The sequence below is a fragment of the Psychromonas marina genome (assembly GCF_030161115.1).
In the GTDB taxonomy this organism is placed as follows: Bacteria; Pseudomonadota; Gammaproteobacteria; order Enterobacterales; family Psychromonadaceae; genus Psychromonas; species Psychromonas marina.
Genome location: NZ_BSPQ01000002.1, coordinates 296,946 through 310,571 on the forward strand (window position 1 = coordinate 296,946; position 13,626 = coordinate 310,571).

General features: G+C 38.0%; 13 protein-coding genes. 9 read left to right on the forward strand and 4 right to left on the reverse strand.

What is annotated here, in order from left to right; genetic code table 11:
• Positions 1-184: 184 nt before the first annotated feature.
• Complete coding sequence (locus QQK09_RS05480; RefSeq protein ID WP_284203100.1) at positions 185-403, forward strand: hypothetical protein; 219 nt, start codon at positions 185-187, stop codon at positions 401-403.
• 154 nt (positions 404-557) lie between these two features.
• Positions 558-1,472, forward strand: coding sequence for a LysR family transcriptional regulator (locus QQK09_RS05485; protein ID WP_284203101.1), 915 nt, complete (start codon positions 558-560; stop codon positions 1,470-1,472).
• An 80-nt stretch (positions 1,473-1,552) separates the two neighbouring features.
• Here the strand turns inward: QQK09_RS05485 and focA are convergent, their stop codons facing one another.
• On the reverse strand, positions 1,553-3,034 hold the full coding sequence (gene focA, locus QQK09_RS05490; protein WP_284203102.1) for a formate transporter FocA: 1,482 nt from the start codon (positions 3,032-3,034) through the stop codon (positions 1,553-1,555).
• 340 nt (positions 3,035-3,374) lie between these two features.
• On the opposite strand from focA, the gene QQK09_RS05495 reads away from it, so the two are divergent.
• Together QQK09_RS05495 and QQK09_RS05500 are read left to right on the forward strand one after the other, a co-directional pair.
• A complete protein-coding gene (locus tag QQK09_RS05495) occupies positions 3,375-3,710 on the forward strand; it encodes a hypothetical protein (RefSeq protein WP_431312578.1) in 336 nt (111 codons plus the stop codon).
• Positions 3,711-3,735: 25 nt separating this feature from the next.
• Positions 3,736-4,899, forward strand: a complete 1,164-nt coding sequence (locus tag QQK09_RS05500; protein WP_284203104.1) for an HD-GYP domain-containing protein — start codon at positions 3,736-3,738, stop codon at positions 4,897-4,899.
• A gap of 40 nt (positions 4,900-4,939) precedes the next feature.
• Here the strand turns inward: QQK09_RS05500 and bepA are convergent, their stop codons facing one another.
• Positions 4,940-6,382 carry a beta-barrel assembly-enhancing protease gene (gene bepA / locus QQK09_RS05505; protein ID WP_284203105.1) on the reverse strand — a complete coding sequence of 481 codons (1,443 nt, stop codon included), beginning with the start codon at positions 6,380-6,382 and terminating at the stop codon, positions 4,940-4,942.
• 419 nt (positions 6,383-6,801) lie between these two features.
• Between bepA and QQK09_RS05510 the strand changes: the two genes are divergently transcribed.
• Both QQK09_RS05510 and QQK09_RS05515 read left to right on the forward strand, forming a co-directional pair.
• Positions 6,802-7,878 (forward strand): AI-2E family transporter, encoded by a 1,077-nt coding sequence (locus QQK09_RS05510; protein WP_284203106.1) that lies wholly within the window; start codon positions 6,802-6,804, stop codon positions 7,876-7,878.
• A 210-nt stretch (positions 7,879-8,088) separates the two neighbouring features.
• On the forward strand, positions 8,089-9,651 hold the full coding sequence (locus QQK09_RS05515; protein WP_284203107.1) for a SulP family inorganic anion transporter: 1,563 nt from the start codon (positions 8,089-8,091) through the stop codon (positions 9,649-9,651).
• An 83-nt stretch (positions 9,652-9,734) separates the two neighbouring features.
• Here the strand turns inward: QQK09_RS05515 and QQK09_RS05520 are convergent, their stop codons facing one another.
• Entirely contained in the window at positions 9,735-9,860 is a 126-nt protein-coding gene (locus QQK09_RS05520; protein ID WP_284203108.1) for a hypothetical protein, read from the reverse strand.
• A 348-nt stretch (positions 9,861-10,208) separates the two neighbouring features.
• On the opposite strand from QQK09_RS05520, the gene pfkA reads away from it, so the two are divergent.
• From pfkA to QQK09_RS05535, 3 genes are all read left to right on the forward strand, one after another.
• Positions 10,209-11,171, forward strand: a complete 963-nt coding sequence (gene pfkA / locus QQK09_RS05525; protein ID WP_284203109.1) for a 6-phosphofructokinase — start codon at positions 10,209-10,211, stop codon at positions 11,169-11,171.
• Positions 11,172-11,237: 66 nt separating this feature from the next.
• Positions 11,238-11,813 (forward strand): UPF0149 family protein, encoded by a 576-nt coding sequence (locus QQK09_RS05530; RefSeq protein WP_284203110.1) that lies wholly within the window; start codon positions 11,238-11,240, stop codon positions 11,811-11,813.
• Positions 11,813-12,508 (forward strand): TIGR01621 family pseudouridine synthase, encoded by a 696-nt coding sequence (locus tag QQK09_RS05535; protein ID WP_284203111.1) that lies wholly within the window; start codon positions 11,813-11,815, stop codon positions 12,506-12,508. Before QQK09_RS05530 ends, QQK09_RS05535 begins: the two co-directional genes overlap by 1 nt.
• Positions 12,509-12,580: 72 nt before the next feature.
• Here the strand turns inward: QQK09_RS05535 and QQK09_RS05540 are convergent, their stop codons facing one another.
• A complete protein-coding gene (locus QQK09_RS05540; RefSeq protein WP_284203112.1) occupies positions 12,581-13,447 on the reverse strand; it encodes a polysaccharide lyase family 7 protein in 867 nt (288 codons plus the stop codon).
• Positions 13,448-13,626: the final 179 nt, after the last annotated feature.

The window sequence follows — 13,626 nt, forward strand, 5'->3', positions numbered from 1 at the left end:
TTACTTTTTTAACTTCTGTTGTGGTTAATGGCATCTAAATTCATATAAATATCTTCTTTATCTGTGCGTTCAAATAATCGTCATCAACTGCTTTTTAATAATTACCTTGAACTACGAAAACTAACTGTAATGAAAGCTTATCTATACGGCAACCGCATAATATTTTCTATCAAAGAAAGTGCTGATGAATATCAATAGCTGTATCAATGATCAGACTCAATCAGCAACGATATTGTGTAATGAGCCTAATATGTTCAATACAAGCCTCTCTGAGTATCAATTACTTGCTTTAGGTAAGTTGCTTACCGCAAATGATGCGGTAGGTCGCTTGGTAGATGTCGTGTGTCGCGACACATCCAAATCAGCATCTGAGTTATCCTACTGTTGTACAAGGCTAAAATAGATGCCTGCTCTATTCGTACCCTTGTCAGGTTCTAATCTTATAATTACTTTTACTGCTTCCCCCCTGATTTATTAAGGTTTGTTTAGTTATATAGGGTTTGTTATATTAAAGCTACTTAGTATCATTTTAATTGATGGTTATATAGAGAGAACTAATGAAATATACCTTAAAACAACTCACTGTTTTTGATGCGGTTGCGAGTCAAGAGAGTGTTAGCGCTGCAGCTCGAAAATTATCAATGACTCAATCGGCAGTGAGTATGTCACTTTCACAATTTGAAAATGTGCTCGATAGACCTTTGTTTATAAGGCAAGGTAACCGTTTGACGCTAAGCCACTGGGGACGTTGGTTACGACCAAAAGCCAAACGTCTCTTACAAGATGCCCAACAAATAGAGTTAGGTTTACATGGCCAACAAATTATAAGTGGGACTTTTACACTCTCTGTTAGTCAAACTTTTGCTGAACATTTACTTCCACAGCTTATCAGTAAAATTGATACTGATTTCCCTGAGCTTCGTATAGAGCTAACAATAGAGAATACTGAGCATGTTGTTGATGGCGTTATTAATCACGATCAGGAAATGGGGATTATTGAGGGGCGTAATGACGATAGTCGTGTTCATCAAGAGAATTTATTTGAAGATCACCTGGTTATTATCAGTAGTACTTTTCACCCTTATGCGAACCTCCCTATAGTGAACATGGCACAGCTTGAGCAGGCTCAGTGGATTTTGCGTGAACAAGGCTCGGGTACTCGGCATATATTTGATGGTGCTGTTCACGGATTAATTGAAAATATTGATGTTTATAAAGAGTATGAAAGTGTATCCGTTATTAAAGCATTGGTTAAGAACGGTATTTACTTAGGGTGTTTACCTTACTTAGATGTTGAACAAGATGTAAAAAACGGGAGTTTGGTTATATTACCAACACCGGATCTTAACATGACACGAAATTTGGCATTGATATGGCGTAAAGATGTCGGGGAAAACCCACTACGTAGCTGTATTATTGCTGAGGCAAAACGTCTTGTTAACAACTATAAAAAAAGACAAAACCTATCTTAGGTTTTGCCTTTTCGCTTTTAACTGCACGTTATCATGCTCTGCTATAACTTATAGAGATCTGAACGTGAGTGATTTTTTACTTATGCTGCTTGTTTACCCGTTTGGTCATTTGGTTGGTATTGTTTAACCATTAATTTGGTCAACTCTTTACGTGAAATTACGCCACAAATTTTACCATTATGGACAACAGGGTAAATACTTGGTTGTTGCGCACTTGCTGATTTTAAGCGTTGTTCGTAACTTTGGTATTGCGAACTCATCAACATACCTGATTGATTTACAGGGAATAGCTTTTCTTTATCTACCACCATAAACTCAAGTAGTGCAGAGATAGGTTGTGCAGCATCAACCGTTAATATTTCTGTTTGCATTACATCTTTTAGTTGGTAGCTAAGGTCTGCTGAATATTCTTCAGACCATAATAAACGTAAAATATCTTGTTCTGAAACAAAGCCGATAAGTTGATCCTTATCGTCAACGATAGGAGCTGCGCTAAGTGGGTGCTCACTAAGTGTTGCTAATGCTTGGTAAATACAACGGTCTGCTGAAAATTGAAGTGTATTTTTTTGCATAACATCACTAACAGTTAATTGGTTTAATTTATTTTTCATCGGTGTATTTCCTTGAGAATTTTTATGTGTTTGAACAGGGGAAGCATTATGATTTGCTTCCATTGTATTTATTGTTTGTTTCGGTTTGTTGGCATAAGCGAGTGCGATTAAAGATGCGCCGCCGACGATGTTGCCAATGGTTACTGGGATCAAATTATTTACGATGAAATGCCCCCATGTTAGGTCTGCAAATGCATTCGCTGCAAAACCATGTGATATAAAGTAGCTTTCTGGACTAAATGCATTAATGGCGATCCCTAATGGCACCATGAACATATTTGCGACACTATGTTCGAAGCCGCTGCTGACAAACATTGCTACAGGTAAAATCAGTAATAAGGCCTTAGCTAAGATGTCTTTACTGCTAAATGTCATCCAGATACCTAGGCAAACTAATAGGTTACATAAAACACCTAATGCAAAGGCTTGTCCCCAGCTATGGTGTAGTTTGTGCTGGGCTATTTGCATTGCATTGATACCCCATTCTCCACCATTTAAAAGTTGCATTTTTGCGAGTAAAACCAAGCCTAAAATCAGCATCGCGCCAATTAAGTTACCAAGGTAAACACGTAACCAGCAGCTCAGTAAGGCTTTCGTTGAAAACAGCCCCTGTGTCCAAGCAACACTGCTCAGTACGGTGCTAGTAAACAGTTCTCCACCACAAACAACCACTAACACTAGCCCTAAGCTAAATGCTAATCCGCCAGCGAGCTTCATTATTCCCCAGGGCGCATCTCCAGCACCCGTCGTAACAGTGGTATAAAATACAAAAGCAATGGCGATAAAAGCGCCTGCAAAAATAGCCAAAATGAGCGAGTTAGAAAACGCTTTTTTCTGTTTTGCTACGCCATAATCTTTAACGATTTCGAATACATTATTTGAATTCGTTACTGGGGGTTGATTCCCCGTTTGTTGATGACTTTTTACTGAGTAAAGTGGGTTAGAGTGCATAGTGCTCGCCGTGAAAATTCACGCTCCATGTGAAATAGCTAATAAGGTTAAGGTTATCCATTTTCATTTTTTCTCCTTTAATAAACAATGCGTTAAAAAGATAACGCGTTAATAAGAATATATTTTTGTGCTTTAATAAACAATGCGTTAAGTGTAAAGCCCAATTATAGTACCGTTAAAATTTCCATAATAATATTTGATAGTTTTAAATGTGAGAATCAATTTTATTGATAGATGTTTTTAGGGCGTCGATCACCAATTACGCTGATGACAATTATATTTTTTAGGTTTATTTGGAGGCTACTGTATGATTAGCTTAAAAATGAGGAGGTAAATGCTTGTGTCAAAAGACAATTTCCCTGAAAATAAAAAATTGACGGTAATTTTTCGAATGGAACCTGGTTCATTAGGACCTGATGGTATCCAATACATTAGTGAGTTTTGTGATTTTGCCCAAACTCAGCTGCAGGCCTGCTCTGACGCCTATCTTATCTGGGTAATTGCACCGAGATTAGATAAAAATTTACCTGAATTAGAGTTTCAATTAGTTAATAAAAAACTAACCTCACCTAAAGCAGGACAATATCTTTCTTTTTTTGGAGAGAGTTTAGACAGTTTCGAAGAACAACTTGAAGATAACTTAGAGGCCATTATTAACCAATTTTTTGGTAGATAGAGATGGCGACATTATAGTGAATGACATGTTAAAAAAAATTAGTGTTAGCCAGTTGAGGGAAGGGATGTATATCCACGATCTAAAATGTGATTGGTTAAATCATCCCTTTGTCTTAAATAGTTTTAAACTAAAAACAGACACTGAAATACGAAAGATTATTGCTGCAGGTATTACCCTTGTTGAGATAGATACGGAGAAAGGGCTGGATCTCTTGGTTGAAGAACCGCAGCTAGAAAAGAGTCCATTAACAAAAGTAGTGGATAACCAACCTAAAAAATTCACTGCACTAGAAGAGATGGGAAAGGCTAAAGTTGCTTTTTCAATGGCGGGCGAATTCATCACCGATATGATGTCTAATGCGAAAATGGGGCAACATATCGAGCTAGAGCAAGTCAATCCCGTTATTAATAAACTCAGTCAATCAATTTTACGTAACCCGAATGCATTACTGGGGTTATCTCGTATTCGCTCTATGGATGTTTATACCTTTGAACACTCAGTGAGTTTTTCTGTGTTGATGATGGCGTTTGCAAAAAGCATGGGGCTTTCTGAAAAAATTATCTGCGAAGTGGGAATTGGCGGTTTGCTGCACGATATTGGCAAAACGTTAACACCCGATGAGATATTAAATAAGCCCGGCAAACTAACGCCTGAAGAGTTTGTTATTATGAAGCAGCACGTAGTAGATAGTCGAAAAATACTTGAAAAAACAGTTGGTTTGTCAAAGGTTTCAATGGATATTGCTGCACAACATCATGAAAAATATGATGGAAATGGTTATCCGCTTGGCTTAAAGGGGGGGCAAATAAGTCTTTACGGGCAAATGGCTGCTATTGTTGATGTGTATGATGCGTTAACAGCTGACCGCTGTTATCACGAAGGTAAAGAGCCTTCAGAGGTGTTGAAGCTTTTAGTCAAATGGGGAGGGACACATTTTAACCCCCGTTTAGTCAGAGAGTTTATTCAGTCAGTGGGTATCTACCCTGCAGGTAGTTTGGTGATGCTGAACAATCATCATTTAGCAAAGGTCATTGATATTAATGACAACATGTTAAAACCTGTGGTTGAAGTGTTCTTAAATGCCAAAACGCGTAGTTATATACCAAGAAAGTTAATCGACCTTTCAAAATTGGACACGATTAAAATATTAAAAGTCGAGTCTCATGCTAAATGGAATGTTGTCTTTTAGCATACTGTTCTAAGCCTCGCTCTCGAGGCTTAAATCATTATTACTGTAGTGCCTGTAAGCGTAAATCTTGCTTTTTATAGTAGTCGATACTTGCGCTGTAGCGTGCTTGGTCCAAGTTACTTTTTGTGTATACCAATGCGCTACCCATCTCTTGGCTTGCTTCTCTAAAGCGCCCTTGAAGTGAAAGATAATTTGCTTTTGTCGCATGCTCTTTTGCACGTTCTTTCATTAATTTATAAAGATCAATAGCAACGATATGCGCCAGTATATGATCAGGATGAGAACGTATAAATTTCTCTAATAGCTTTTCCGCTTGCTTGTAGTTCTTTTGTTCTTGTAATGCGACCACCAAATTCAAGGTAAGGACTGCATTCTTAGGTGCTCTTTGTTGATAAGGAGTAAGTAGTTGTACCGCTTTTTCTGTTTGCTTAAGTGCCAACAACGTATCGGTAATAAAGTCGAGATAGAAAAGGTTATTTGGATCGTTTTCTAGTAATTGTACTGCTAGCTTATTTGCCTTTTGATAATCCTTATTTTTGAAATAAGCGAGTGCTAGTCCATATTCAGCGGCAGCTTTGAGTTGATATCGACTGTTTTTAAGCTGACTTTGATAATAATTAATAGCTGTCGCCGCTGTAAAACTGTTATAGCGTACTGTGATGCGTGCTTTACTGAGCTGATAATCAAGATTACTGTTCACTCTTTTAGGTTCAAATTGTCCTGCACGTAAACGGGCTTCCGCTAAACGTGTTTCTGGAAGTGGGTGAGTGGATAGCATTTGAGGAGGCATGGATGCATATTTATATTTTTCTGCTAACTTACCAAAGAAGTTTGCCATTCCATAAGGATCATAACCTGCATTATATAAGGTAGTGATGCCGATGCGGTCAGCTTCATATTCATGTAAACGTGTATAGTTTATTTGCGACTGCATGGTCACAGCCATGGTGGTGCTAATGGCTGCCATGCCTGCCGCGGGTGAGACGAGTGCCAGTAAAATAGAGCCTGCTAGTGCGGCTAATGATGCTGGGTTACTGTATGATTGCTGTTCTAGCATACGTGCTAGGTGACGTTGTGTAATATGCGCCACCTCATGAGCAACAACGCCTGCTAGTTCACTCTCGTTTTGGGCATATAAAAATAGTCCGGTATGTATTTTTACATTACCACCAAGAAAAGCGGCGGCATTAATTTCACTGTCTTCAACAAGAAAGAAACTAAAGGGTAATTTGACCGAGTCTGCATGGCCAACAATATTTTGTCCGAGATCCTCAATATAATGGTTTAAAATAGGATCATGGATGATAGGCAATGCTTGATTGGCCATCAAACGAAATGCCCAACCATACTCTTTCTCTTTTTCAATGGTGAGAGCACCTGCGCCTACAGTGCCAATATCTGGCAGTGAGTTGGATGCGCTGCTCGGCGCTGAGAGAAACAGAAATAAAAAATACAGCGATACAATTATTGATTTATTGAACACATTAATGTCTCGTTTGCGAAAAGAGAAAGATAATACTTATAGTACGTTAAAATAGCCGCTCAGAAAATGGCTGAAAAATATTATGTGACGAATACAATCACCACTTCGAATTTATGACAAGTGTTGATTGTCTTATCTATAAGCAAAGGTAATAATAGCCTTTTTTAGTGGTAGAGGTAAAATATGAACGTATTGGATTTAAGCTCAATACGCTGCCCACTTGCATTAGTTTTATTAAAGCGTGAGCTATTAAAGACAGATGATTTTAACAACAGTTCACTTAAACTTATTTTTTCTACTGAGCTTGCTATGTCTGATATTATTTTATTCTTAGAAAAAAAGTCCTACGTATATCAATCGTTCAGATATGAAAATTCATTTTCATTAATTATCACCCTTAATCATATAGGTACAGCGAAATGTTAAGACAGTTAACGGTATGGTATAAAAACCGTTTTGCAGATCCAAACTTAAGTGCTCTTTTTTTACTTTTAACCGGTGCATTTGCTACTGTTTATTTTTTTGGCAGTATCCTCGCACCACTTTTTGTGGCCTTAATACTCGCATATATGCTTGAGTGGCCAGTCAATTATTTAACTCGCTTTAAGCTGAACCGTACCCTGTCCACTTTTGTAGTGATGCTACTGTTTATTTCATTGGCGGTATTTGCTTTTTTAGGCATTCTACCGACGGTGTTTAAGCAGGGAGCAGCGTTGATCCGTGATTTACCTAGTATGTTTAATGAAGCACAAATTTATTTGGCAACATTACCTGCTCAATACCCGGATACCATTGATCCCACTACCATCACCCTATTAGTTGAAAATATTCGCGCTTATATACTGGATAGCGGTGGCTTTTTGTTATCACACTCCTTTAGCTCACTACTTAATATTGCAGCATTGATTGTATACGCAATTTTAGTGCCTTTGATGATGGTCTTTATGCTTAAAGATAAGCAGCAGCTAACCAATAGTATTAAACAGTTTTTACCGAGTAACATAAAGCTGGTTGAACAAGTTTGGGTTGAGATGAATGGGCAGATCATGAACTATATTCGTGGCAAGGTTATTGAGATCCTCATTGTTGGTGTGGCGACTTATTTTGTGTTTTTCTTTATGGACCTTCGTTATTCTGCGCTGCTTGCGGTATTAGTTGGGCTTTCTGTTCTTATTCCCTATATCGGTGCTGCCGCGGTGACCGCTCCGGTTGCAGTTGTCGCTCTTTTTCAGTGGGGACTCTCTGCTGATTTTGTTTATTTGATGATAGCTTACGGTATTGTGCAAGCGATAGATGGTAATTTAATTGTACCGTTGTTATTTTCTGAAGCAGTAAACCTACATCCTGTTGTCATTATTATTGCGGTGTTGGTCTTTGGTGGATTATGGGGATTTTGGGGGGTGTTTTTTGCCATTCCATTAGCAACCCTTGTCAAAGCGGTACTCAATGCTTGGCCGAGTCGGGAGCTGTTAGCCCAAGCTGAACAACAAGAATAAAAGCGTTCATATTTAAGTGCCGCTAACTTAGCGGTACTTTTTCTCCCATTTTTAATCCTCTTTATACTTATTTAAATGACTGCTAATAAGTTACCCACTTCCAAGTAAACCTAATGTCAAAGATATAAAAAAGGTTTGCTTTGCTGTTACATGAAAAAAACGCTACAATTTGCGCCCACAAAATTGTGCGAAAAATTAAGGATAATAAGCGTGTTTGAGTTTCCCAATGTTAGCAATAACAGCATTAAAAATGATATTTTATCGGGCTTAACAGTTGCCCTCGCTCTCGTACCAGAAGCGGTTGCTTTTGCATTTGTTGCTGGCGTCGACCCAATGGTTGGTTTATATGCCGCATTCATGGTGGGATTAATTACATCTATTTTTGGTGGACGACCAGGCATGATTTCTGGTGCCACTGGCGCAATGGCAGTTGTGATGGTGTCACTTGTTTCTGAGCATGGTGTGCAATATCTATTTGCTGCTGTTTTACTGGCAGGGTTATTACAAGTCCTGTTTGGTATTTTTCATCTCGGTAAGTTTATTCGCATGGTGCCGCATTCGGTGATGGTGGGGTTTGTAAATGGACTTGCGATTGTTATCTTCCTTGCTCAGCTTGGGCAGTTCAAAGTAAAGAATGCCGCAGGTGAATTTGGATGGTTACAGGGTTCGGCACTTTATATTATGCTTGCACTGGTTTTATTAACCATGGCGATCATTCATTATTTGCCTCGCTTAACCAACGCAGTTCCTTCGACATTAGTTGCTATTGTGGTTGTTACATTATTAGTTTATTTTGTTCCTGCGCTTGATACACGTACCGTGGTTGATTTTTTACGCAGTATGTCAGGCGATGAAAATGCAACGATTGCAGGCTCATTACCTACTTTTGCAATACCTGTCGTGCCATTCTCTTTAGAAACGCTATATATCATCCTTCCTTATTCATTAATTCTGGCTGCCGTTGGGCTGATTGAATCGCTATTAACCTTAACCGTTGTTGATGAGATGACCGGTACACGCGGACGTGCAAATAAAGAGTGTATTGCGCAAGGGGCATCTAATATGGTCAATGGTGTCTTTGGTGGTATGGGCGGCTGTGCAATGATCGGTCAATCGATGATCAATATTAACTCAGGTGGACGTGGTCGTTTATCGGGTATTACCGCTGCATTGGGCTTACTTGCCTTTATACTGTTTGCATCGGGTTTGATTGAAGTTGTACCTTTAGCTGCATTGGTAGGGGTGATGTTTATTGTTGTATTGGGTACCTTTGAATGGGCGTCTTTTAAGATGATGAAGAATGTGCCTAAAAAAGATGCTTTTGTTATCGTGCTCGTGAGTGCAGTAACAGTTATGACTGATTTAGCGATTGCCGTTTTTGTTGGTGTTATTGTATCTGCTTTGGTTTTTGCTTGGGAACATGCAAAACATATCCACGCAATCAGCCATCTTGATGAAGAAAAAGATGAAAAAACCTACAGTGTCAATGGTCCTTTATTCTTCGGTTCAACAAGTAACTTTTTAGAGCTATTTGATATTAAAAATGACCCTCACCATGTGATTGTTGATTTTGCTGGGTCACGTGTTGTTGACCAGTCAGCCATTGAAGCCATTACCACTTTAACGGAACGTTATAAACGTGAAGGTCGCAAAGTACATGTTCGTCATTTGAGCCGAGACTGTCGTAAGTTATTACACAAAGCAGGTGTGTTAGTTGAGATTAATTTAATGGAAGACCCATCTTATAAAGTGGCTTCAGATACACTGGCTTAATGCATGAAAGTTGAAGGGTAAAACGAGAAGGTCTGGATAGTTATTTTTGAAAGCTAATAATAAAACAGTGCTAATGCACTGTTTTATTTACTTGAATGGCGTGTTGGTTGATAAACCGCATCACATTTTGGGCTTTGGTTCGCATTTTTACTATTCCACACGCAGTACCAAATATGTTTGTTACGCAGCATCTTCTTTTTACTTTTCATTTTTATCTCCTATTTATTAAGTGTTGATAACTTAACGCGCTTACATGACAGTATCATGACACTGTTTTTAGCGAATAAATTGCGAAAGAACAAAGAAATAGGCAATCTACTGTAAGATAATCATTGCCAAGGAAAAAGTGATCAGTGTACCTCTATGATGTTTGCTATGTAACGAAATGTAATCAGCATCTAGCATATGGATATAAAAAAGGTACACTATACTTACACAAAATATATCAGCAGCATTCACTGTTATTAACTAGGCTTGTGTCATAAATATGCCTTCTAAAGATCGTATAACGGTGAAACTGAATTCAAAATAATTTTCATTATTGGTTGAGGTAAAGCGTGATTAAAAAAATTGGAATTTTAACAAGTGGTGGTGATGCACCAGGCATGAATCCTGCTATCCGTGCAGTGGTACGTACTTGTTTAGCAAATGGTATCGAAGTTTATGGTATTTATGATGGTTATGCTGGCTTACATGCTGACAAAATCGTAAAACTAGAGCGTCGTTCTGTATCTGATGTTATCAATCGTGGTGGTACATTCTTAGGAACAGCTCGTTTTCCTGAATTTAAAGAAGAACAAGTTCGCCGCGAAGCAATTCAAAACCTTGAGAAGCACGGTATCGAAGCATTAGTTGTTGTCGGTGGTGATGGTTCTTATATGGGTGCTAAAAAACTAAGTGAAATGGGTTACCCGTGTATCGGTGTTCCTGGCACGATCGACAACGATATTGCGGGCACAGATTACACTATCGGTTTCATGACTTGTTTAAACACAATTGTTGATGCAGTAGACCGTTTACGTGATACATCATCTTCACACAACCGTATCTCTATTGTTGAGATCATGGGCCGTTACTGTGGTGATTTAACACTATGGGCATCGGTTGCTGGTGGTAGTGAATACGTTATCGTTCCTGAAAAAGATTTTTGTGAAGAAGCGTTACTTGCACAACTTGCTGACGGTGAAGCGAAGGGTAAAAAACATGCCATTATTGCTATCACTGAGCATGTAACAGATGTTAATGCACTTGCTAAACGTATTGAAGAGCAAACTGGACGTGAAACACGTGCAACTATTTTGGGCCATATTCAACGTGGTGGTGCTCCGATGGCATTTGACCGTGTTTTAGCAAGCCGTATGGGTGTTTTTAGTGTTGAATTGCTAATGAAAGGCGAAAGTGCGCGTTGTATCGGTATTCAAAATGGTAAAATGGTTCACCATGATATCATTCATTGTCTAGAAGATATGAAACGTCCGTTCCGTGAAGATTTATTTGAACTGTCAAACGTGCTATTTTAAGCCTTTTACAGTGTTTTAAATTTTAAAAACCTGCCTTTTGGTGGGTTTTTTTATGGGAGTTAATAAGTGTCAAATAGTGAATGCCTTGAAAGTTATAACAACTTACAAAAACTTTATGCATCAACTGAGATAAATGAACGTTGTGTGGATATTGATTTTGGTTTTGCTTTTATTTGTGCGATGGCGAGCAGTGAACTGGAACTTGAACAATGGATGCCGTTACTTTTTGTAAACGGAGAAAGTAGCTTTTCTAGTGAACGTATGGCGAGTGATTTTGCTCAAACAGTACTCGCTATCTATCAGCAAGTAAATCAAACCTTTGAGCAAGGTTTACCATTACAATTGATGATACAAAACAGTATATCAGCCGAGCAAGATGCCACTTTTAATTTTGCCAATGGTTACTTACAAGCATTAACCCTAATCGATAACATGCAGAGCAGTCATTTTGAAGAGGGCAGTGCAGAGGCTAACTTACAGCAAACTTGTTTTTTATTGCTTGATAAATTAGCCACACTTGAAACAGATGACGCACAAAAAATGGCAGTTTTTACACAGTTACCAACAAACAGTGAAATAGTGGCGCTACTACCGGAGTTATTAACCCATTATGGCCAACTTTGTTTAGCGGTACAAAAATAATGACGAATCATCAAGACTACTTTTCAATTGTTTCAGAAAATGCCCATTTTGTAGTGATAAATAAGCATGACAATATTAACTTTCATAGTGAAGATGGTGAATTTGGTGTTGTGGTTGCAGTGGAAAAATTCTTAAAGCAAAAATTATACAGCGTACATCGTCTTGATAAAATGACCTCTGGTTTATTACTATTAGCCAAATCATCGGCGGTTGCTAACGACCTGTCGATGCTGTTTAAAAAACAACACATACAAAAATATTATTTGGCGATAAGCGATAAAAAACCTAAAAAGAAGCAAGGTTTGATAAAAGGTGGGATGGAAAAATCACGTCGCTCAATGTGGAAACTTACCAACAATAAAGAAAATTTAGCGGTTACGCAGTTTTTTAGTTACCCGTTAACCGAAGGGCAACGTTTATTTGTAGTTAAACCTAAAACCGGTAAAACTCACCAAATTCGTGTTGCCTTAAAAAGTATTAGTAGTGCTATTTGCGGTGATCACCTCTACGCGGAAAAACAGAATCAGTATGATCGCGGTTATCTGCATGCTTACCAAATCTATTTTAATTTATATGGACAAGATTTTAGTTTTAGTTGTTTACCAACAACAGGCGCGTTGTTTTTAGCACAGCCATTTTTACAGCAGTTAGATTTATTGGGTAATGTGGATCTGTTAACGTGGCCTAAAGCTTAGTTAGAGTAACAGCATATTGAGGAAAAAGGCCTTGAATCGTTAGCTTAAACGATCTAAGGCCATTTATAGTGATTATTTATTTTCTACCACATATTCAAGTTTGTTAAAGTGAGCTTCACTTTGTCCATTCTCAAATTGGTTATAAACACCTGCTTTAAAGTAGCTCAACATATGTGTCCAATAATCTAAACTGTGATCAACTTTTGTTTCTCCATTTACATCAATGACTAACTTCTCAGCACCAACACTGATATCAAAGCTTGTTGCTTCAGTTGGGCTTGCTGCACCTAAATCAATTTTTGCATAAGAATTTTTACACTCTGGATCCAATACTTTTCCATCCATTTTCTTACAGTTAAGATCGTTGGTTTTGATGACTGCCCAGTAATGGTTTTTTATACCGTTACGATCGCCTAACCAAACAACACGAAGAAGTGGGTGTGGGATATAACCAACACCATGTTTTCCGTCGTCAACTGTCCCTTTGTTATGGACTTGTAAAACAGTCATCTCGTTTCTTTTTTTAGGGCTATCTTTGATTGAATTATATGGGTCAACTAATAATAACTCTGCACTCAAACGATGAATAGTATTTGGATCATTGGTTTTGAAGTTTTCCATAATACGTAATTCATTACGTAGTTTGTAACCTTCCATCTTGAATACAAATGCTTCTGAGCTTTTATCAACATAAAAGTTATCGTTAACAATACCGGTGAAGTTACTATCGACAGCGACTTCCTCTTTGCTACCTGGTTTTGCATTAGGAACAGAAATTTGTAATTTTGATGCTGCTAGTATTGGTGAAAATTGAGCATATTGAGCAGGGGCAACTTGCTCACTAGCTATGTCGCCTTTGTGTGCATCAGATGTTGTTGTACAACCAACGGTTAAAAAGGCCAGTGCGATGGTAGAATATTTCAGGTGTTTTAATTTCATTGTATCTCTTATATTTGTAGGATAAATAGGTCATTTTTATCGATGCTAGTGTAACGAATTTAAATGATTTTTAAAAAAACAAATTTAACAATAGCGAGTCTAAAATACCATACTGAGATTAATTTTTTAGTCTAAGCGTGCTAAATGCCTTTATCTTCAGTGTGTTATGGGTTTTTTTG

Bases quoted from the DNA above. Each gene is read 5' to 3' on its own strand.
- QQK09_RS05480 (WP_284203100.1), top strand. From the start codon at position 185: ATGAATATCAATAGCTGTATCAATGATCAGACTCAATCAGCAACGATA.
- QQK09_RS05485 (WP_284203101.1), top strand. From the start codon at position 558: ATGAAATATACCTTAAAACAACTCACTGTTTTTGATGCGGTTGCGAGT.
- focA (WP_284203102.1), bottom strand. From the start codon at position 3,034: ATGCACTCTAACCCACTTTACTCAGTAAAAAGTCATCAACAAACGGGG.
- QQK09_RS05500 (WP_284203104.1), top strand. From the start codon at position 3,736: ATGTTAAAAAAAATTAGTGTTAGCCAGTTGAGGGAAGGGATGTATATC.
- QQK09_RS05510 (WP_284203106.1), top strand. From the start codon at position 6,802: ATGTTAAGACAGTTAACGGTATGGTATAAAAACCGTTTTGCAGATCCA.
- QQK09_RS05520 (WP_284203108.1), bottom strand. From the start codon at position 9,860: ATGAAAAGTAAAAAGAAGATGCTGCGTAACAAACATATTTGGTACTGC.
- QQK09_RS05535 (WP_284203111.1), top strand. From the start codon at position 11,813: ATGACGAATCATCAAGACTACTTTTCAATTGTTTCAGAAAATGCCCAT.
- QQK09_RS05540 (WP_284203112.1), bottom strand. From the start codon at position 13,447: ATGAAATTAAAACACCTGAAATATTCTACCATCGCACTGGCCTTTTTA.